16 protein-coding genes are annotated in these 19,512 nt (G+C 63.3%); 8 read left to right on the forward strand and 8 right to left on the reverse strand.

The window, feature by feature from the left end:
- Positions 1-19 precede the first annotated feature (19 nt).
- Positions 20-1,417, reverse strand: a complete 1,398-nt coding sequence (gene dokD / locus L1P05_RS14890; RefSeq protein ID WP_012849920.1) for an ornithine/lysine decarboxylase DokD — start codon at positions 1,415-1,417, stop codon at positions 20-22.
- A gap of 215 nt (positions 1,418-1,632) precedes the next feature.
- Here dokD and L1P05_RS14895 point away from each other — a divergent pair, with 215 nt between their 5' ends.
- The gene (locus L1P05_RS14895; RefSeq protein ID WP_012849921.1) at positions 1,633-3,081 is read left to right on the forward strand and encodes a sigma-54 interaction domain-containing protein; all 1,449 of its coding nucleotides are present in this window, start codon (positions 1,633-1,635) and stop codon (positions 3,079-3,081) included.
- A 112-nt stretch (positions 3,082-3,193) separates the two neighbouring features.
- Here the strand turns inward: L1P05_RS14895 and rraB are convergent, their stop codons facing one another.
- Positions 3,194-3,625 carry a ribonuclease E inhibitor RraB gene (gene rraB / locus L1P05_RS14900; RefSeq protein ID WP_012849922.1) on the reverse strand — a complete coding sequence of 144 codons (432 nt, stop codon included), beginning with the start codon at positions 3,623-3,625 and terminating at the stop codon, positions 3,194-3,196.
- 170 nt (positions 3,626-3,795) lie between these two features.
- Between rraB and argF the strand changes: the two genes are divergently transcribed.
- The gene (gene argF / locus L1P05_RS14905) at positions 3,796-4,797 is read left to right on the forward strand and encodes an ornithine carbamoyltransferase (protein WP_012849923.1); all 1,002 of its coding nucleotides are present in this window, start codon (positions 3,796-3,798) and stop codon (positions 4,795-4,797) included.
- 67 nt (positions 4,798-4,864) lie between these two features.
- Here the strand turns inward: argF and L1P05_RS14910 are convergent, their stop codons facing one another.
- The 4 genes from L1P05_RS14910 to glpA all read right to left on the reverse strand — a co-directional run bounded on the left by L1P05_RS14910 (position 4,865) and on the right by glpA (position 9,666).
- Positions 4,865-5,347 (reverse strand): NanQ anomerase/TabA/YiaL family protein, encoded by a 483-nt coding sequence (locus tag L1P05_RS14910; RefSeq protein WP_012849924.1) that lies wholly within the window; start codon positions 5,345-5,347, stop codon positions 4,865-4,867.
- Positions 5,348-5,565: 218 nt separating this feature from the next.
- Positions 5,566-6,765 carry an anaerobic glycerol-3-phosphate dehydrogenase subunit GlpC gene (gene glpC, locus L1P05_RS14915; protein ID WP_012849925.1) on the reverse strand — a complete coding sequence of 400 codons (1,200 nt, stop codon included), beginning with the start codon at positions 6,763-6,765 and terminating at the stop codon, positions 5,566-5,568.
- On the reverse strand, positions 6,765-8,027 hold the full coding sequence (glpB, locus tag L1P05_RS14920) for a glycerol-3-phosphate dehydrogenase subunit GlpB (protein ID WP_012849926.1): 1,263 nt from the start codon (positions 8,025-8,027) through the stop codon (positions 6,765-6,767). Before glpB ends, glpC begins: the two co-directional genes overlap by 1 nt.
- Entirely contained in the window at positions 8,017-9,666 is a 1,650-nt protein-coding gene (glpA, locus tag L1P05_RS14925) for an anaerobic glycerol-3-phosphate dehydrogenase subunit A (protein ID WP_012849927.1), read from the reverse strand. Before glpA ends, glpB begins: the two co-directional genes overlap by 11 nt.
- Before the next feature lie 425 nt (positions 9,667-10,091).
- On the opposite strand from glpA, the gene glpT reads away from it, so the two are divergent.
- Both glpT and glpQ read left to right on the forward strand, forming a co-directional pair.
- The gene (gene glpT / locus L1P05_RS14930; protein ID WP_012849928.1) at positions 10,092-11,444 is read left to right on the forward strand and encodes a glycerol-3-phosphate transporter; all 1,353 of its coding nucleotides are present in this window, start codon (positions 10,092-10,094) and stop codon (positions 11,442-11,444) included.
- A gap of 185 nt (positions 11,445-11,629) precedes the next feature.
- Positions 11,630-12,652: a glycerophosphodiester phosphodiesterase gene (gene glpQ / locus L1P05_RS14935; RefSeq protein ID WP_417926539.1), complete on the forward strand. Its 1,023-nt coding sequence runs from the start codon at positions 11,630-11,632 to the stop codon at positions 12,650-12,652.
- A 51-nt stretch (positions 12,653-12,703) separates the two neighbouring features.
- Here glpQ and L1P05_RS14940 read toward each other — a convergent pair whose 3' ends face one another.
- Positions 12,704-13,339, reverse strand: coding sequence for a hypothetical protein (locus tag L1P05_RS14940; protein WP_012849930.1), 636 nt, complete (start codon positions 13,337-13,339; stop codon positions 12,704-12,706).
- Between the two features lie 262 nt (positions 13,340-13,601).
- Here L1P05_RS14940 and L1P05_RS14945 point away from each other — a divergent pair, with 262 nt between their 5' ends.
- The 4 genes from L1P05_RS14945 to kch all read left to right on the forward strand — a co-directional run bounded on the left by L1P05_RS14945 (position 13,602) and on the right by kch (position 18,972).
- A complete protein-coding gene (locus L1P05_RS14945) occupies positions 13,602-14,213 on the forward strand; it encodes a glutathione S-transferase (protein ID WP_012849931.1) in 612 nt (203 codons plus the stop codon).
- 74 nt (positions 14,214-14,287) lie between these two features.
- Positions 14,288-15,679, forward strand: a complete 1,392-nt coding sequence (gene selA / locus L1P05_RS14950) for an L-seryl-tRNA(Sec) selenium transferase (RefSeq protein ID WP_012849932.1) — start codon at positions 14,288-14,290, stop codon at positions 15,677-15,679.
- The gene (gene selB / locus L1P05_RS14955; protein ID WP_012849933.1) at positions 15,676-17,574 is read left to right on the forward strand and encodes a selenocysteine-specific translation elongation factor; all 1,899 of its coding nucleotides are present in this window, start codon (positions 15,676-15,678) and stop codon (positions 17,572-17,574) included. The genes selA and selB overlap by 4 nt, the downstream gene beginning before the upstream one ends.
- Positions 17,575-17,685: 111 nt before the next feature.
- Positions 17,686-18,972, forward strand: coding sequence for a voltage-gated potassium channel protein (kch, locus tag L1P05_RS14960; RefSeq protein WP_012849934.1), 1,287 nt, complete (start codon positions 17,686-17,688; stop codon positions 18,970-18,972).
- A gap of 110 nt (positions 18,973-19,082) precedes the next feature.
- Here the strand turns inward: kch and ridA are convergent, their stop codons facing one another.
- On the reverse strand, positions 19,083-19,469 hold the full coding sequence (gene ridA / locus L1P05_RS14965; RefSeq protein WP_012849935.1) for a 2-iminobutanoate/2-iminopropanoate deaminase: 387 nt from the start codon (positions 19,467-19,469) through the stop codon (positions 19,083-19,085).
- Between the last annotated feature and the right edge of the window lie 43 nt (positions 19,470-19,512).

Genomic DNA, 19,512 nt, shown 5'->3' on the forward strand with positions numbered 1-19,512 from the left:
CCGCGGCCCCCCGTGCAGATTAATAAATGTCGTACTTGACCATGTCTTCGTAGCTGTCCTCACGACGGATCAGGCGATCATTGCCCTGACGATCGATCATCACCACCGCGGTGCGCGGACGGTTGTTATAGACCGTCTGGCTTTCGATCGAGTAGGCGCCGGCGTCCAGGAATGCGACGACGTCGCCGATCGCCGTGTCGTGCGGCATCAGGAACTCCTCGCCCTTCACGCCGACGTGGAAGTAGTCGCCGCCGTCGCACAGCGGACCCGCCAGCTTGATGTAGCGATCGTGCGCTTCGGTGATGCGCGAGGCGTTATAGACATAGAAGAACCAGTCAAAGTGCTGGCTGTCGGAAAGGACGCTGTAGCCGGCGTCGACAAACTTCCACTCCACGTGGCACTCCACGTTACCGTCCACATCGTAGTTGGTCTTACGCTTCTCGCAGGCCACCTCCGTCAGCAGAACCGCCGCCGAACCGGTCACCTTGCGCCCCGGCTCGATACAGATCTGCACGTCGGTGCGCCACTTGTGCACCTCGCTGATGACGGCATCGGCAAAGTCCTGCGCGGTGATCCCGGCGTACATGTTGTCCTTGAGCGGATCGCCGTTCTCTTCATCGTACTTGTACGGCACCGGGATGCCGCCGCCGACGTTGATCAGATCGAACGTGATCCCCAGCACCTGCTCCAGACGGCGGGATTCGTCCACCAGCACGCGGGTCGCTTTGGCAAACGGCTCCGCCTCCGGCACCTGATCGCCTACGTGCATGTGCAGGCCGCGCAGATGCACGTAGGGCATCGCCAGGATACGGCGGCAGGTCTCTTCGGCCTGCTCCAGATCCAGGCCCGACTTGGCGTGGAATGCAGTGACCAGCTCGGCGTGGGTGGCGGACGGCACGTTCGGCTCGACGCGTACGCACACGTTGGCGGTCTTCTTCAGGCGGCGGGAAATCGCATCGATATGGTCCAGCTCATACAGGCTGTCGACGTTGATCAGGTACAGATCGTTGGCGATGGCGTACTCCAGATCCTCCGGCTTTTTCACCACCCCGTTAAACACGATCTGATCGCCGCGAAAGCCGACCTCGAGGCACTTGCGCACCTCATACTGCGAGTTGGCCTCGGCGCAGATCCCGGCGTCGCGGATCGCCTGCAGCACCCCCATCACGGAGCAGGTTTTGGAGGCGAAGAAGGTTTTGGTGTTCGGATGGGCGGAAAAGGCCTGCTCGATCTCGCGGATATTGCGCACGATCTCCGCCTCGGAGAATACGTAGAAGGGGGTGCCATACTTCTTCGCCAGCGCGGTGACATCCTGTCCCTCAAAGCACAGCTTACCGCCGCGGGCGCTAAAGCGACGGTCGTGTTCAATTACGTTATGACGCAACTGGTTATAGTTTTTAATAACATTATCTGACATAAAAACCTCTGATTGCTGTGGATAATATTGATTGATATCGTATCGATAGCAATGCTATAGCAACGCACGTGCCAGTTTTTAAATCATTAAAAATCAAATAGATAAAATAAAATCGCCTTGCCAAACATTGGTCGGTCGGTCTGTTTTTCGTCGTAGCGCCGAAAATTCGGCGCCCGTACGCAGGCGCCCGGCAGTCAACCCAAGGAAAATGCACCATGCCGTCAGTCAACCCGGATCTCCGCAGCGCACTCAGCATGTTTGCGCGATTTTTCGACCTGATTCATCAGCCCCTCGCCATCATCGATGAGCAGGGCCGCTACGTGTACTACAACCAGGAAAGCGCGGAGCTGGACGGCTGCAGCGCAGAGTGTGCCCTGGGCCGCCATATACTGGCCGTCTACCCGCGAATGAAGGAGAGTCAGAGCACCATGCTGTGCTCACTGAAAAGCGGCGTTGAGTACGTGGGGAACTACCAGGTGTACTACAACGCCCGCGGGCGAGCGGTCGACTATCAGCATACGACGGCGCCGCTGTACGCCCGCGACGGCAGCATGGTGGGTGCCATCGAGATTGGCCGCGATATGTCGGGCGTACGCCGCCTGCAGGAGCAGGTCGTCGAGCTGAACCAGCGTCTTTACGCCGCACCCGACGAGGACAGCCATGCCATCATTACCCAGGATCCGGCGACGCTGGCGCTGATCGACAAAGGAAAACGCCTGGCGCAGAGCAACGTGCCGGTGATCATCGTCGGCGAGACAGGAACCGGTAAGGAGCTGTTTTCCCGACTGATCCACCGCTGCAGCCCGCGGGCGGAGCGCCCCTTTATCGCCCTGAACTGCGGCGCCCTGCCGTCGACCCTGATCGAGAGCACGCTGTTCGGCACCGTCAAAGGCGCCTTTACCGGCGCGGAGAACAGCAAGGGGTATCTGGAGCTGGCCGACGGCGGCACCCTGTTCCTGGATGAGCTCAACGCCATGCCGCTGGAGATGCAGAGCAAGCTGTTGCGCTTTCTCCAGGATAAAACCTACTGGAAGCTGGGCGGCAGCCAGCAGAAACAGTCGGACGTGCGCATTGTGGCGGCGATGAACGAGGCGCCCGCCGCCCTGATAGAGCAGGGAAGGCTGCGGGCCGATCTGTTCTATCGCCTGAGCGTCGGTATGCTCGCGCTGCCGCCGCTCTCCGCGAGGCCGTCCGACATTCTGCTGCTGGCGAACCACTTCCTCACGAAATACCGCAACGACGTGGTGCACCGCATCCACGGCATCGCCAAGGCGGCCCAGGATACCCTGCTGCGCCGGCGCTGGCCTGGCAACGTACGCATGCTGGAAAACACCATCGTGCGCAGCATGATCATGCAGGATCACGACGGCCCCCTCGACTGCATCGCCTACGATGAAGAGGCGCAGAGCATGATCCCGTCGCGCGGCGCATACCCCCCGTCCCCCGTCGAGCCGCCGCCCGGCGCGTATCCGACCGCCCAGGAAGCGGGCAATCTGGCCCAGCGGATCGCACGCTATGAGCGCGACCAGATAGTCCAGGCCCTCAACCACAGCAACGGCTGCATCGCCCAGGCGGCGCGCAGCCTGGGGCTCTCACGCACTACCCTGCAGTACAAGGTGCACAAATACGCGATCCATCTGGGGGTCATTGAGACGCTAGGCTAACGCAAAAAGGGGGGTTACCGCGGGACGCGCCCTGCCTCGCCGGGGGAGGCTACAGACAAAAAAAACGGGAGCCCGCAGGCTCCCGTTAGTCCGATCGCGATCGGCGTCGATCTCAATGGCGACGACCGTCGTCGTCCTCGTCGATCGCCTCTTCGTCGTACTCCTCGCCGTCGTCACCCTCTTCGCCGTCCGGATCCTCAAAATAGGTTCCCCAGCCGTCGTAGCTGACGCCGTGTTTTTCCGCCAGGGCGATCAGCTGCTCGACCTGAGCATCGATGGTCTCGGCGTTCAGACCCACTTCACTGATCACATCGCAGCACATCAGCAGGATGCCCTCTTCAACCTCCAGCTCCTCGGCGTCGGTCACTTCGTAGCCCAGCTTGAACGCCTCTACGGCGGCCTGCTCCAGCACCTCAAAGCTCTCCGCCGACAGGTGGTGCTCAATGGTGTACAGCGCGTCCGGATCGCTGCCGTCGTCCAGCAGCTCCTCAATAATCATGCGGGTTTCTTCACGCTGTTCTTCCAGCAGCTCTCGGTTTGCCATTTCACTGATCCTCAATCGCTAAGCCTTTGGCGCATTCTCCCACAGGCGACGGCGCCTCACCACTCAAGAAAATACAATATTTCACGCCCGGGGGTTGAAAATGAATTTTAATACACATAATGTGAATACAAATTCATCGCAACATACCCCCACAGACGGAGATGAGCCATATGGATCAGCTTAATCAGCAGCACTTCCTGAGGTTACTGGATTTCACCCCGCAGCAAATTGCATATCTACTCAATCTGGCTGCCGAGCTGAAGCAGGCCAAAAAACAGGGGTGCGAACGCCCTCGTCTGCGGGGAAAAAACATCGCGCTGATCTTTGAAAAGGACTCCACCCGCACCCGCTGCTCCTTTGAGGTGGCCGCCTACGATCAGGGCGCCCACGTCACCTACCTCGGCCCCAGCGGCAGCCAGATAGGCCATAAAGAGTCGATCAAGGACAGCGCGCGGGTGCTCGGCAGGCTGTATGACGCCATCCAATACCGCGGCTTTGGTCAGCAGGTGGTGGAAACCCTGGCGCACTACGCCGGTGTCCCGGTGTGGAACGGCCTGACCGATGAGTTTCACCCCACGCAGATCTTGGCGGACTTCCTCACCATGGGCGAACACTGCGCCAAGCCCCTTTCCGCCATGAAGCTGGCCTATCTGGGCGATGCGCGCAATAACATGGGCAACTCACTGCTGGAGGGCGCCGCGCTGATGGGGATGGAGCTGCACCTGGTCGCGCCCAAGGCCTACTGGCCGGAGGCCGAGCTGATCGCCCAGTGCCAGGCCATCGCGCAGCAGACCGGAGCGAAGCTAGTGCTGACGGAGGAGGTCGCCGAAGGGGTACAGGGCGCCGACTTCCTGTATACCGATGTGTGGGTCTCCATGGGCGAGCCCAAATCGGTCTGGCAAGAGCGCATTACCCAGCTGCTGCCGTATCAGGTCAACCTGCAAACGCTGCAGCTGAGCGGCAACCCGCAGGTAAAATTCCTGCACTGCCTGCCCGCCTTCCACGACGAGATGACCGGCGTAGGCCAGCAGATGGCCGAGCAATATGGGCTGCACGGCGGGATTGAGGTGACCGATGAGGTGTTTGAATCGCCCCACAGCATCGTCTTCGATCAGGCGGAAAACCGCCTGCATACCATCAAGGCGGTGATGGTGGCGACCCTGGGCGAATAACGGCGCGCGGCGTCAGAGACCGTGCGCCGCGCGAGCCAGCGGTCACCGCCGCTGGCCGCCGTGACCGCTACAGCAGGCCGAGCGCCTGCGCGTCCAGCTTGATCACCGCCTTGCGCACTCGCGCCGGCTCACCCAGCGCGCACAGCGGCTTGTGCACCTCGCCGGGATAGAACACCACAAAATCGCCCGCGCACAGCGCCAGCTGCTTCTCCTGCAGACCGCCCGCGCCCACCGGCAGGAAAGCGATATCCTTCTCCGCCAGCAGATCTTCCCCGGCTACGCCCGGCGCCAGATTGCTAAAGCCCATGCCCTCTTGCCCCTCCAGCACGATCTGGATATCCAGGTAGCGGGCGTGGTATTCGGCGCGGCGCGTTTCGGCCGGCGCCGTATCGTCGTGGGCGATCAGCACGAACTGGCGCTGCGCATCAATTTCATAGCGTCCCGCCGGCGTTTCGGCGCTGAAGTTGGCCATCACATACTCAATCGCCTGGCGCAGCGCGGCCGGCAGATACGGCATTTGATCCAGATAGTGAACGTTACCGGTTAACATGACTCGTCATTCCCTTGTTTATAAAACTGCGTTTTATTTTAACCAGGGGACGACGACGTAACTGCGCCGTCCGCCACATTTATGGCAGGGGCGTCAGAAAGAAAAAAAGGTCCCGGCGCAGGCCGGGACCCAACAGGGACACTCACTCTAACAGGCAGTAATAACAAGAAAAGCACGATGATACAGAGCGGCCCCGTCACCGACGGGGCGCCGATAGGCTACGCCAGCGCCTGGGCCAGCAGGGAGATCGGATGTTCGCAGCGCTTGCTGGTGGACATTTCGATCTGCCATTTACAGGTTTCACAGTCGGTGACCACCAGATCCACACCGCTGGCTTCGATCTGGCGGAACAGCCCGGCGCCGATGCCCTGTGCGGTCTCATAGTTCTCCTTCTTGAAACCGTAGGTCCCGGCGATACCGCAGCACTGCGAGTCCAGAATGATAAGCTCTACGCCCGGGATCATCTGCAGCAGCGCCAGGGTATAGGGCGCCCAGCCCATCCGCTCCATATGGCACGGCGTATGGTAGGCGATCTTCAGGTTCAGCGGCTTCAGGGGCAGCGTGCGTCCGCCGTCGAGCAGACGGTAGAGATGGCGGGTCGCCAGCTCGACCCGATCGCGCACCGGCGTGGTATCGATATCCAGCACGTGCGGGTACTCGTCGCGCAGCATAAAGGTGCAGCTTGAGGAGGTCGCCACCACCGGCAGCCCCTTCTCCAGCACCGCCTCGCTCAGGGAGTCGGCGTTCACCCGCGCCTGTTTCTTGGCCTGATCGATAAAGCCGTTGGCCACCAGCGGTACGCCGCAGCACTTCTCACGCGACAGCAGCTGTACCCCGATATCCATGGCGTTAAACACCCGTACCAGATCCTTACCCAGCTGCGGATGGTTGTAGTTCACGTAGCAGCCGTGGAAGAACGCCACCTGCTCACTAAAGCGCGCCTGCTCCGCGCTCTGCTTGCGCATCCAGCTACGGAAGGTGCCATGAGAGTATTTAGGCAGTTCGCGGCGGTGGTCGATCTTCAGCGCCTTATCCAGCAGCTGACGCACCGGCTTCAGGCCGGTGGTGGCGTTGATCAGCGGCGCAAACGGCGTAGAGAGGGTACCCATCAGATCGGTATGGCTGAGGATGGCGTCGCGCAGCTTGGGCTTATGGTTACCGTACTGATTCTTGGCGCGCAGAATGATGTCGCCGATCTTCACGTCGGACGGACAGGCCACTTCGCAGCGCTTGCAGTTGGTACAGTACTTCAGCGCCTCATCGTACAGCTGTGGATCCTTCAGGCGCAGACGCTCCCCGTCCGGGCCCGCCTGTTTTGGACCGGGATAGGCCGGATTCACCTTGGCGACCGGGCAATAGGTGGTGCACACGGTGCACTTGATACATTGTTCAAAGCTGTTATCAGCAGGCAGGCTCATTACGCGTCCTCCGCCAGAATCTGTTGCGCGGCGTGCAGGGCGGTGAGCAGGGAAACCCCGGCGCCGCAGCCCTGATGGATCGGATCATAGCCGCCCAGCACGGCGCCGGCGGCATACAGGTTATTAACGACGGCGCCGTTGACGGCGGCACGCTGCTCGGCGTCGCCGCGCACCCCGAACTGCAGGTACGGCTGCGGCGCGAACATCGACTCGCTGCACCAGTCACTACGATCGGCGGCAGAGATGACGTCCAGCCCGAACACCGGCTCACGCACGCCGCCGAAGTCGGCGCGCAGCCCGTTGCTGAAGAAGCTGCCGCTGGCCAACACCACATGACGCGGACGCAGCGGAATATCGCCGTGATTGCGGGTGTACACACGGGCCACGCGGTTATTCTCATACTCCGCGCGCAGCACCGTATCCCCCGGCATGATCAGGCCGCCCAGCGCCTGAAAACGGCGGCGCAGCTGCTGGTGAATATGGATCCCCAGCACCGACGGCGGCAGGGTCGGCAGCAGCATCAGCGGGCGAGCGACCGCCGCACGCAGCTGCGCCAGCGCATCGTCGCAGTCCACGCCGACGCAGGCGGGCATCAGGATGGCATCCGCCTGCGCCCCATGACGATTCAGCTCCTCGGCCAGCAGGCGGCGGTTCTCCGCCACGTCGAGCACCCGCGCAATGTTGACCGCGCGGAACTCGCTGGGGTTGCCGCGCAGGCGATCCAGCGCCGGCAGCGTCAGCTCGACCACCTCGCACTCGGCTCCCTGCTCCTGCAGAGAGCTGGCCACCAGCTGCGGCTGAAAATCGAGAAACCCTTCGATACCGGCCACCAGGATACGCCGCCACGGCAGCGCGGCGTCCACGTCGCTCACCGGCACCTCATGCGGGCTCAGCCAGGTCAGACGGCGGGTGCCCAGGGGGGTGACCCGCAGGTGGTTACGCTGATGGTCGCCCACCAGCGCGAGTCCGCTGCGCTCCAGCAGGCGCTCGGCCTCAACGGCGTAGCGGGAAAATCGCTCGGTGCCCATCAGGCTATAGGGGTGCTGCGGCGCCTGGCGCTGCAGCTCATCAATCGCCGCGCGCGGCGCGGTAACCGGCGTTCCGTCCGGCAGGCGCGACAGCAGATCAAAGGAGCCGGAGGAGAAGTGCAGCGCACTCTGCCCGGCGCTGACGATAGCGCAGCGCTGCCCGGCCTCGGCCAGGCGAATGCCGCAGGCCAGTCCGGCCAGGCCGCCGCCGATCATGAGGGTATCAAATTTCATCGTCGCTCTCCCCGCGCTGCGGCAGCGCGGCGTCCATCCCGCACAGCCCTTGGTAAACCCAACTGGTAAATTCGCTTTCGCGCAGTGCATCGCCCCAGGCGATCGGACGGATCCCCTTCCAGCGTTCGTTCAAGAAGTGGGACAGCTGATCGATAGACTGCTGCGGCGTGGTGACCTTAAATCGGTTCAGCAATCCGGCCGCGCGGCAGGCGCACAGCTCGCCCTGACAGGTGCCCATCCCCACGCGGGTGCGACGGCGCAGATCCACCAGGTTATTCACCGTCAGCGAATCCACCGCATAGCGCACCTCGCCGGCGGTCACCGCCTCACATTCGCACACCAGGCTACTATTGAGGCGATCGCCGTTCAGCAGGCGATCGGCGCGATCGCCGTGGCGGTAAACCGCCGAGCCGCGGATCGGCGCCGGCAGCGAAACCACCTTGCGCAGCGTCTCTTCAGCCGACTGCTCAGAGCCGGGCAGCGGCTCGCTGGCGGTGGTACAGGGGGTGGAGACGCCCAGCTTTTCACAGACCTTATCGGTGGCCCACTCGGCCATCAGGCGATAGGTCATCAGCTTACCGCCGGTAATGGTGATAAAGCCCTCCAGCCCGTCGCGCGCCGCGTGATCCAGCAGCACGATACCGCGGCTGACGTTACGCCCGCTCGGATCGTCGTCGCTGGCCACCAGCGGACGCACCCCGGCGTAGGCGCGCAGAATACGGGTCGCCGCCAGCTTGGGCGCCAGCTTCTCCCCTTCACGGATCAGGACATCCACCTCCTGCGGCGTGACGATCATGTTGTCTATCTGATCATAATCGACGTGGGTCGAGGTGGTGCCGATCAGCGAGATGGTATCGCCCGGCACCAGAATATCGGCGTCCGCCGGCTTGCGGCAGCGGTTGATCACCATGTTGTTGATACGGTGGCCCAGGATCAGCAGCGCCCCTTTGGCCGGGAACATCTTGATACGCAGATCGGCATACTCGGCGATGTGCTGCCCCCAGATCCCGGCGGCGTTTACCACGATCTGTGCGTGAATGTCGTAGCGCTGGCGCGATTTATGGTCGAGAACGCGCACGCCGGTCACCCGATCGCCCTGGCGCAGCAGTCCGCACACCTCATGATAGGTCAGCGCCTGGGCGCCGTGCTCACGCGCATCCAGCATGTTGGCCGCCGTCAGACGGAAAGGATCGACGGTGCCGTCCGGCACGCGCACCGCGCCCAGTAGAGCCGGGTTGGCGGCAGGCTCCAGGCGCAGCGCCTCGGCCGGGTCGATGGCTTCGGCATCGATACCCGCGGCGCGGCAGGCTTCAATAAAGCGCGGCTGATAGGCCAGATCGTCTTCCGGCAGCGTGATGAACAGTCCGTCGGTGCGCTCGACGCAGTGGCGGGCGATGCGCTTAAGAATACGGTTCTCTTCAATACATTCGCGCGCGGACTCACCGTCGGTCACCGCATAACGGGCGCCGCTGTGCAGCAAACCATGGTTACGGCCGGTCGCGCCGGTGGCGATGTCGTGGCGCTCCAGCAGAATGCAACGCAGGCCGCGGCGCGCGCAGTCACGGGCGATGCCGGCGCCGGTGGCGCCGCCGCCGATAATGACGACGTCAGTTTCCTGTGATGCGGGGCTCTGTAACATGAGTGGCTCCCAAGCCAAATGAGTAGTAATGACGCTAGTAGGCCATAGTGCGGCGATAAAATGTTTGATAAGGAGCAAATACGCGCACAAAACGAAAATAACCAGACCACAAAAGCTCATCAATGTGATCAAAATCACTCTACAGACACGCTTTAATCATACAAATAACCGTTGTTTTTTTACTCAATCGGTTAATTTGTATATCAAATTCATAAAACTGTAACAATATGAGCGATCTCTCACAGTATCGACGCTCGCAATTGCCTATCCTGCGCTCGAAAATGAAAACAGACGGTATATCCACTCGCCCCCTACGCCGGTGGATGTGCGTCTTTTCTCTTGATAAGCATAGGGTGTGCCTTAACCGCATTCACTGGGGAAGCGGATTGAGACAGTACAAACAATAACAGTCATCGGAGATATTTATGTTAAGCATGTTTAAGCCCGCGGCGCATAAACCGCGGCTGCCGGATGCGCAGGTAGACCCGACCTACCGCCGCCTGCGCTGGCAGATTTTTATGGGGATTTTCTTTGGCTATGCCGCTTACTATCTGGTGCGTAAAAACTTCACCCTCGCGATGCCTTATCTGGTCGAGCAGGGGTTCTCGCGCGGCGATCTCGGCTTTGCCCTCTCAGGCATCTCCATCGCCTACGGCTTCTCCAAGTTCATCATGGGCTCCGTCTCTGACCGCTCCAACCCGCGCGTCTTCCTGCCGGCCGGTCTGATCCTGGCCGCCGTCGTCATGCTGGTGATGGGCTTCGTGCCGTGGGCAACCTCCAGCATCATGACCATGTTCGTGCTGCTGTTCCTGTGCGGCTGGTTCCAGGGCATGGGGTGGCCGCCGTGTGGCCGTACCATGGTGCACTGGTGGTCGCAGAAGGAGCGCGGCAGTATCGTGTCGGTATGGAACTGCGCCCATAACGTGGGCGGGGGGCTGCCGCCGCTGCTGTTCCTGCTGGGGATGGCCTGGTTCAACGACTGGCACGCCGCGCTGTACATGCCGGCCTTCGCCGCCATTCTGGTCGCCCTGTTCGCCTTTGGCATGATGCGCGATACCCCGCAGTCCTGCGGCCTGCCGCCTATCGAAGAGTATAAGAACGACTATCCAGACGACTACTCCGACAAGGCAGAGCAAGAGCTGACCGCCAAGCAGATTTTCATGCAGTATGTCTTCCCCAACAAGCTGCTGTGGTACATCGCCATCGCCAACGTGTTCGTCTATCTGCTGCGCTACGGCATCCTGGACTGGTCACCGACCTACCTGAAAGAGGTGAAGCACTTCGCGCTGGATAAGTCCTCCTGGGCCTACTTCCTGTATGAGTACGCGGGTATCCCCGGCACCCTGATCTGCGGCTGGATGTCTGACAAGGTCTTCCGCGGCAACCGCGGCGCCACCGGCGTGTTCTTCATGACCCTGGTGACCATTGCCACCATCGTTTACTGGCTCAACCCGGCGGGCAACCCCAACGTCGATATGGCCTGTATGATCATCATCGGCTTCCTGATCTACGGTCCGGTCATGCTGATCGGCCTGCACGCCCTGGAGCTGGCGCCGAAGAAAGCGGCCGGTACCGCGGCGGGCTTCACCGGCCTGTTCGGTTACCTGGGCGGCTCCGTGGCGGCCAGCGCCATCGTCGGCTACACCGTTGACTACTTTGGCTGGGACGGCGGCTTTATGGTGATGATCGGCGGCAGCATCCTCGCCGTGGTTCTGCTGTTGGTCGTGATGATCAACGAAACCAAACACCACCGCGATCTGGAAGCCAAGAGAGGCTGATAGCACGCGATTGCGGCGGCGCCCTGCGCGCTGCCGCCGTTGAACCAAGGCTGTGCCGCTCACCCGGGGCGCGGCCTTTTCTTTACCCCTACGCAGCGTAAAAAAACACCAAAAACAAGGATAATCCTATGAAAATCAAAATGAATGCGATTGTCGCCGGGCTTCTTCTCGGCGGAACGCTGGCAATGAGCGCCCAGGCGGCTGACGATAAAGTGGTGATTGCTCACCGCGGCGCCAGCGGCTACCTGCCGGAGCATACCCTGCCCGCCAAGGCCATGGCCTACGCCCAGGGCGCCGATTTTCTGGAGCAGGATCTGGTGATGACCAAGGACGACCAGCTGGTGGTGCTGCATGACCACTATCTGGATCGGGTCACCGACGTCGCCGACCGCTTCCCGGACCGTGCGCGCAAGGATGGCCGCTACTACGCTATCGACTTTACTCTGGATGAGATCAAATCCCTGAAGTTCACCGAAGGGTTTGATATCGATAACGGCAAGAAGGTACAGAGCTATCCGGGCCGCTTCCCGATGGGGAAATCGGACTTCCGGGTACATACCTTTGCAGAGGAGATCGAGTTCGTTCAGGGGCTAAACCACTCCACTGGCAAGAACATCGGTATCTACCCGGAGATCAAGGCACCCTGGTTCCACCAGCAGGAGGGCAAGGACATCTCCGCTAAGGTGCTGCAGGTGCTCAAGCAGTACGGCTATACCAATAAAGACGCCAACGTCTACGTACAGTGCTTCGATGCCAACGAACTCAAGCGAATTAAAAACGAGCTGATGCCGAAGATGGGGCAGAACCTCAAGCTGGTGCAGCTGATCGCCTATACCGACTGGAACGAAACCCAGGAGAAGAAGCCGGACGGCACCTGGGTCAACTACAGCTATGACTGGATGTTCAAGCCCGGCGCCATGAAGCAGATTGCCCAGTATGCCGACGGCATCGGCCCGGACTACCACATGCTGGTCAGCGAAGACTCCCGTAAGGGCAACGTCAAGCTGACCTCGATGGTGAAAGAGGCGCACGCCAACAACATGGCCGTCCACCCCTACACCATTCGCGCCGATAAGCTGCCGGACTACGTCACCGACGTTAATCAGCTGTACGACGTGATCTACAACCAGGCCGACGTCGACGGCGTGTTCACCGACTTCCCGGACAAGGGCGTACAGTTCCTGCAAAAGCAGGGGCAGCATCAGTAAGCTCAGCGAACCGGGGCCCCTCGGCCCCGGTCTCCACGGCGGGAACGACGTCTAAAAGGGCGGAATCGCCCCGTTAATGCCGATAAAGGCGCGCTGCACCTCCGCCGTCGCGCGTCCGTCGCGCGCCGTCAGGATCAGCACCGCGGCCTGCCCCGGCCGCAGCGCGCCGCGCGTGAGCGAATCCACAAAGACCACCGGCGTCTGTAGGCCGACCCTAATCTGCTGCGTCCCCCCGCCATAGCGTAATACCAACGGCTGCCCCGCCACGTCGCCGTCGCCGCGCCAGGTTCCCCCGACATCGACGGTGCCGTTGGTCATGCTGCCCTGTTCACCGTTGACCAGCCGCCAGGGGGTATGCCCCTCGCCCGCCCCGCGCAGACGATCGGAGAACAGGTGAAGCGTCTGAGCCTCCAGCGTACCATCCGCCAGCGGCAGCGCCGCCGCCCCCAGAAATGCGCCGGGGCGGATATCGTCCAGCGATGCGCTGAACACCCCGAACAGACGCGTCGCGGGGGTCAGCCTCAGCGCCAGCTCGCCGCCGTGACGCTCGCGCAGCTGCAGCGCACCGGGTGAAACGGCGCTCAGGGTGCCGCGCACGATCAGCGTCCGCGCGTCGGCGTCGCCCGCCTGGGCGCAGCCGGACAGCAGCCAGCAGAAACAGAGACAGCACACTACCCGATATCCCATGATCTTCTCCTTGAGCCGTAGCGCGGGTCCGCGGTGGCCGCACGCCGATCCCTCCAGCATACGGTGGCGTCCGCGTCGACAACAGGCGCGCGCCCTGCACTCGCTCTGATAAAACGGTAATCCTCTGAAAACGGCTTTTTCTGTGCAAGGATTGCGCAGTGCGCCCGGTAGCATGCTGAAATTCTGTCATACTTGAGTGTCGCGGCGGTTCTCCCCGCCAATCCGGCCATGGAGCGTCATAGCCAGCCAACAGGAGGCCCGTATGAAACTGATCGGCAGTTATACCAGTCCCTTCGTGCGCAAAATCTTTATTCTGCTGCTGGAAAAGCAGCTGACCTTCGAGTTCGTCAACGACAATCCCAATCTGGACAGCTCCCGGGTGCCCGACGTAAATCCGCTGGGCAAAGTGCCCGCGCTGGTGGCGGACGACGGCGAGATCTTCTTCGACTCGCCGATCGTTGCCGACTATATAGACAGGCTAACGCAGACGCCCCGCTTTCTGCCCCTCGACGGGGAGCGGGCGCTGCGGGTGCGCCAGACCGAGGCGCTGGCCGACGGCATCTGCGACGCCGCGGTCACCATTGTGAAAGAGCTGCGCCGTCCCGCCGAACGCCGGGATGAGCATGAGCTGCAGCGTCAGCGCGACAAGATCCTGCGCGGGCTGGATGCGCTGGAGCGCAGCGTCGCCGCGGGCCGCTGGATCGGCGGCGAGACGCTGAGCCTGGCCGATATCGCCGCCGGCTGCTGCCTGAGCTATCTCAACTTCCGCCGCGTCTGCCCCAACTGGTGCGTTGGCCGCCCGGCGCTGGTACGCCTGGCGGAGCGCCTGTTTCAGCGCGACAGCTTTCTGCGCACCGTGCCGCCGGCCGACTAGGCTGTATTCCTGTCCCGTCAGCCTTTATCATGGGACTCCTTCGCCCCGCGCAGATAAAGGTACGGAACAGTTCAATGAGTTCAGATCATCAGGCGCTTTACAGCCAAATCCCCGCGATCGATACCCTGCTGCGCACGCCCGCGTGCGCAGCCCTACAGGCGCAGTATGGCAGTCAGCTGGTAACCCAGACCCTGCGCTCGCTGCAGCAGCAGGCCCGTCACGCCGTCCAGCGGCAGCAGGCGCTGCCCGACTGGTGCGCCGACTGGGGACAGGCCTGCGCCCAGCGCCTGGCCGAAACGCTGCGACCGGCCCTGCGCCGGGTCTTTAACCTGACCGGCACCGTCCTGCACACCAACCTGGGCCGGGCGCTACTGCCCGATCCGGCGATCGCGGCGGCGGCCGAGTCGATGAGCGCCCCGGTCACCCTGGAGTACGATCTGGACGACGCGGGGCGCGGCCACCGCGATCGCGCGATCGCCGATCGGCTGTGCGCCCTGACCGGCGCCGAAGACGCCTGTATCGTTAACAACAACGCGGCGGCGGTGCTGCTGATGCTGGCGACCCTGGCGCCGGGGCGCGACGTGATCGTCTCGCGCGGCGAGCTAGTGGAGATCGGCGGCGCGTTCCGTATTCCCGACGTCATGACCCAGGCGGGATGCCGTCTGCGCGAGGTCGGCACCACCAACCGCACCCACCTGCACGACTACCGCCAGGCCATCGACGAGCACAGCGCGCTATTGATGAAGGTGCACACCAGCAACTACGCGATCGCGGGCTTCACCGCCGCCGTCAGCGAGGCCGAGCTGGCCGCCCTAGGCCACGAATATGGCCTGCCGGTCATCAGCGACCTCGGCAGCGGATCGCTGCTGGACATGGCCAGCTACGGCCTGCCGGCCGAGCCGATGCCACAGCGCATGCTGGCCGACGGCGTCGATCTGGTCAGCTTCTCCGGCGACAAGCTGCTCGGCGGCCCCCAGGCGGGGATCATCGTTGGCCGCCGAGAGCTGATCCGCCGCCTGCAGCGCCATCCGCTCAAGCGCGCCCTGCGCTGCGGCAAGATGACGCTGGCGGCGCTGGACGCCACGCTGCAGCTGTACCAGCAGCCGGAGAAGCTGCGCCAGGCGCTGCCCACCCTGCGCCACCTGACGCGAGAGGCGAGCGAAATCGCCGCCTGCGGCGAGCGGCTGCTGGCCCGCCTGCGCCCGCGCTATGAGGCGGCGTTCATCCTGACGCTGGAGCCCTGCCTGTCACAGATCGGCAGCGGCTCGCTGCCGGTGGATCGCCTGCCGAGCCATGCGCTCACCCTGACCCCCCGCGACGGTCGCGGCGGCACCCTGACGGCGCTGGCCGAGCGCTGGCGCGCGCTGCCCCGCCCGGTTATCGGACGCCTGCAAGAGGGCAAACTGTGGCTCGATCTGCGCTGTCTGGACGATGAGCAGGCGCTGCTCCAGGAGCTGTGCCAATGATCATCGCCACCGCAGGACACGTTGACCACGGCAAGACCACCCTGCTGCGCGCCCTGACCGGCATCGACACCGATCGCCTGCCGGAAGAGAAGCGCCGCGGCATGACCATCGATCTCGGCTATGCCTATCTACCGCTGGCGGATGGGCGGGTGCTGGGGTTTATTGACGTTCCGGGACATGAAAAATTTCTGGCCAATATGCTGGCTGGCATCGGCGGCATTCCACAGGCGCTGCTGGTGGTCGCCTGCGACGACGGCGTGATGGCCCAGACCCGCGAACACCTGCTGCTACTGCGCCTGGCCGGACGCCCCGGTTTGACCGTGGCGCTGACCAAATCCGATCGGGCCGATGCGCCGCGGCGGGCCCAGGTGCGCGAGCAGGTGCAGGCGCTGCTGGCGGAGCAGGGCTGGCCCGACGCGGCGCTGTTCGAAACCGACGCCCTGAGCGGTCAGGGGATCGAGGCGCTGCGCCGCCATCTGCTGGCGCTGAGCGCGGCCCCGCCGCAGGCCGATCGGCGCTTCCGTCTGGCCATCGATCGCGCCTTCAGCGTCAAGGGCAGCGGTCTGGTGGTCACCGGCACGGCGCTGGCCGGAACGGTACGCTGCGGCGATACGCTGTGGCTGACCGGCTGCGATAAGGCGGTGCGGGTACGCACCCTGCACGCCCAAAACCGAGAGGCGCAGCAGGCGCAGGCCGGTCAGCGCGTGGCGCTGAACCTCAGCGGCGACGTAGAGAAAAGCCAGATCCAGCGCGGTGACTGGCTGCTGGCGCAGCGGCCCGCCGTACCGGCGGCCCAGCGGGTGCTGGTCGCCGTCGACGGCATCGCCCCGCTGCAGCACTGGCAGCCGCTGCATCTCCACCACGCCGCGCGCCATATCACCGGGCGCCTCTCGCTGCTGGAAACCGCCGCCGCGCCGCAGGTGCCGATCCTGGCCGAACTGGTGCTCGACGCGCCCCTCTGGCTGGCCGAGGGTGACACCCTGATCCTGCGCGACATCGCCGCGCGCCACACCCTGGGCGCGGCGCGGGTGCTTCAGCTGGAGGCGCCGCGCCGCGGCAAGCGTCAGCCCGCCTTTTTGGCGACCCTGCGTCACTTGGCGCAGGCCCGCGGCGATCGCGAGGCGCTCAGCCTACGCCTGCCCTCGGGCACCCTGAGCATCGCCAGCCTGGCCTGGGCGCGCCAGCTAACGGAAGACGCCTGCCGAGCGCTGCTGGCGCAGGACGATCTGCTGGTGGTCGGCGATCACCTGCTCTCCCGCGCGACGGCGGCGCGGCTGCGCCAGCGGCTGCTGGAAACCCTAGCGCACTACCATGAGCAGCACGGCGATCAGCTGGGCGTCGGGCGCGCCCGCCTGCGGCGCATGGCGCTGCCGACCGAGGCAGAGACGCTGGTATTTCATCTGATTGGCGAGCTGCTGGCCGAGGGCGCGCTGTGCAACAGCCGCGGCTGGCTGCACCTGCCGCAGCACAGCCTGGCCATGACGCCGCCGCAGCAGGCGCTGTGGCAGCGGGCGCAGCCGCTGTTCGCCGACGATCCGTGGTGGGTGCGCGATCTGGCCAATGCCCTGAACGCCGACGAGGATGAGATGCGCCAGACGCTGCGCCAGGCGGCGCTGCTCGGGCACATCACCGCCGTGGTGCGCGATCGCTACTACCGCAGCGAACGGCTCTACCAGTTTGCCGAGCTGATCCGCCGACTGGATCGCAGCCAGGGCAGCACCAGCGCGGCCGACTTCCGCGATCAGCTCGGCGTTGGCCGTAAGCTGGCGGTGCAGATCCTGGAGTTCTTCGACCGTTGCGGCTTCACCCGGCGGCGCGCCAACGACCATCTGCTGCGCGATAGCGCTCTGTTCTGTCGCGATGAGCGCGCGTCGGCGCCGGAGGATTGCCGCTGAGCATGGCGGGGGCGGGGGCGGGGGCGGGGGCGCGCGGCGCCGCCCGCTCTCCCTATCCATCTTCGCCCATTCGCGTTACACTTTTTTATTATTCCTCTACCGCGCATTTCTATGAAAAAACTGTTCCACCGCGTGTATAGCCTGTTCAAGCCCTCGTGGTGCCTAGCGCTGCTGGTCGCCCTGGAGGGCTACCTGTTTGCCGAGCCGGTCGTCATTCAGGCATTCCGCTATGTTCCCGGCGCCCTACAGACGTTCCACAGCTGGAAAGAGGCGCTCTCCGTAGTTAACCTGCTGGAGATCCCGCGGGTCATGCTCGGCGTCGCGCTGATCCTGATGTCCATCGGCCTGCTGCTGCGGGCGCGCGTCGCCTGGGCGTTTACCCTGCTGCTGCTGATCGCCATCGCCGTGCTGTCGCTGATCCAGGATCCCAGTCTGCCCATCTGGCAGGCGCAGGATCTGGTGCGCCTGCTGTGGCACGATCTCCGGGCGTGGAACTGGCAGGATATCTCGCTGACCAACCTGGAGAACTACAGCCATAACCTGACGCTGTATACCCTGGTTCTGATCGCCCTGCTGATCCGCTACTGGGAGCGCTTTGACCGGGCCAGCCTGGCCGCCGGTAGCCTGTTTGCCCTGGTCAGCTTTGCCTCGTTACTGATCTACGCCATCTTTGGCGCGCTGTATCTGGGCGACGAGTTCAAGCCGCCGATCCTGGACGTGGTCACCGCGTTCTACTTTTCGGTCGTCAGCATGTCCACCGTCGGCTTTGGCGATATCGTTCCCTATACCGCCACCGCGCGGCTGTTCACCATCTCGGTGATCGTGATGGGGATTACGGTCTTCGCCACGTCAATCAGCGCCATCATCGGTCCGGTGATCGGCGGCAACCTTAAACGCATGGTTAAAGGCAGGATCTCTCACGTGATGCGGAAAAACCACTTTATTATCGCCGGCGCGTCGCCGCTGGCGCTCAGTATTTACAACGGGCTGAAGGAGCGCGGCGATGCGATCACCGCCATCGTCCCGATGGGCATCGCCCACGAGTATCCGCAGGATGCCGACGTGGTGGTCGGCGATCCCTCCAGCGCGCAGGTGCTGACGGAGGCCGGCGCCCCGCGCGCGCTGTACATTCTGGCGCTGCGCGAGGACGATGCGGAAAACGCCTTTATCGTCCTGGCCGCCAAGGAGGTGGCCGGCGGCGCCACCAAGACCATTTCGCTGGTCAACGCCAGTAAGCATCTGCAAAAGATCAAGCGGGTACAGCCGGATATGGTGTTCTCGCTGCAGCTGCTGGGCAGCGAGCTGCTGGTACGTACGCTGAGCGGCGAGGCCATCGACAACAAGCTGATTACGCAGCTGTTCTTTGGCAATGCCGAGGTAGCAGGAGAGCAGGACTGACCCCCACCCCGTCACGGCGCCATCGCCGCTGCGGGAGACCGCCAATCGGCGGAGGAAGGCGATGGGGAAAATAACGCAGCGGTCAGCCCATCCGGGCTGACCGATAAGCATCAGCGACGCAGCGCGATAGCTTCGATTTCGATCTTCACATCTTTCGGCAGGCGGGCCACTTCAACGCAGGAGCGGGCCGGGAACGGCGCGCTGTGCTCATTAAAGAATGCTTCATAGGTGGCGTTCACCGTCGCAAAGTCATTCAGATCTTTAACGAATACGGTCGTCTTCACGATGCTGGCCACGCTCAGGCCGGCGGCTTCAACGATCGCTTTCACGTTTTCCAGCGACTGACGGGCCTGGGCGGCCACATCGTCCGCAACCAGACCGGTTTTCGGGTCAACCGGGATCTGGCCGGAGGTGATGATCATGTTGCCCAGATCAACGCCCTGTACATAAGGCCCAATGGCGGCCGGTGCGTGCTCAGTGCTGATGGTACCAGACATATCTGCTCCTTAAGGATGGTAGGATGTGACGTTACCGCGGGAC

Source organism: Edwardsiella piscicida, assembly GCF_021733145.1.
GTDB classification, from domain to species: domain Bacteria; phylum Pseudomonadota; class Gammaproteobacteria; order Enterobacterales; family Enterobacteriaceae; genus Edwardsiella; species Edwardsiella piscicida.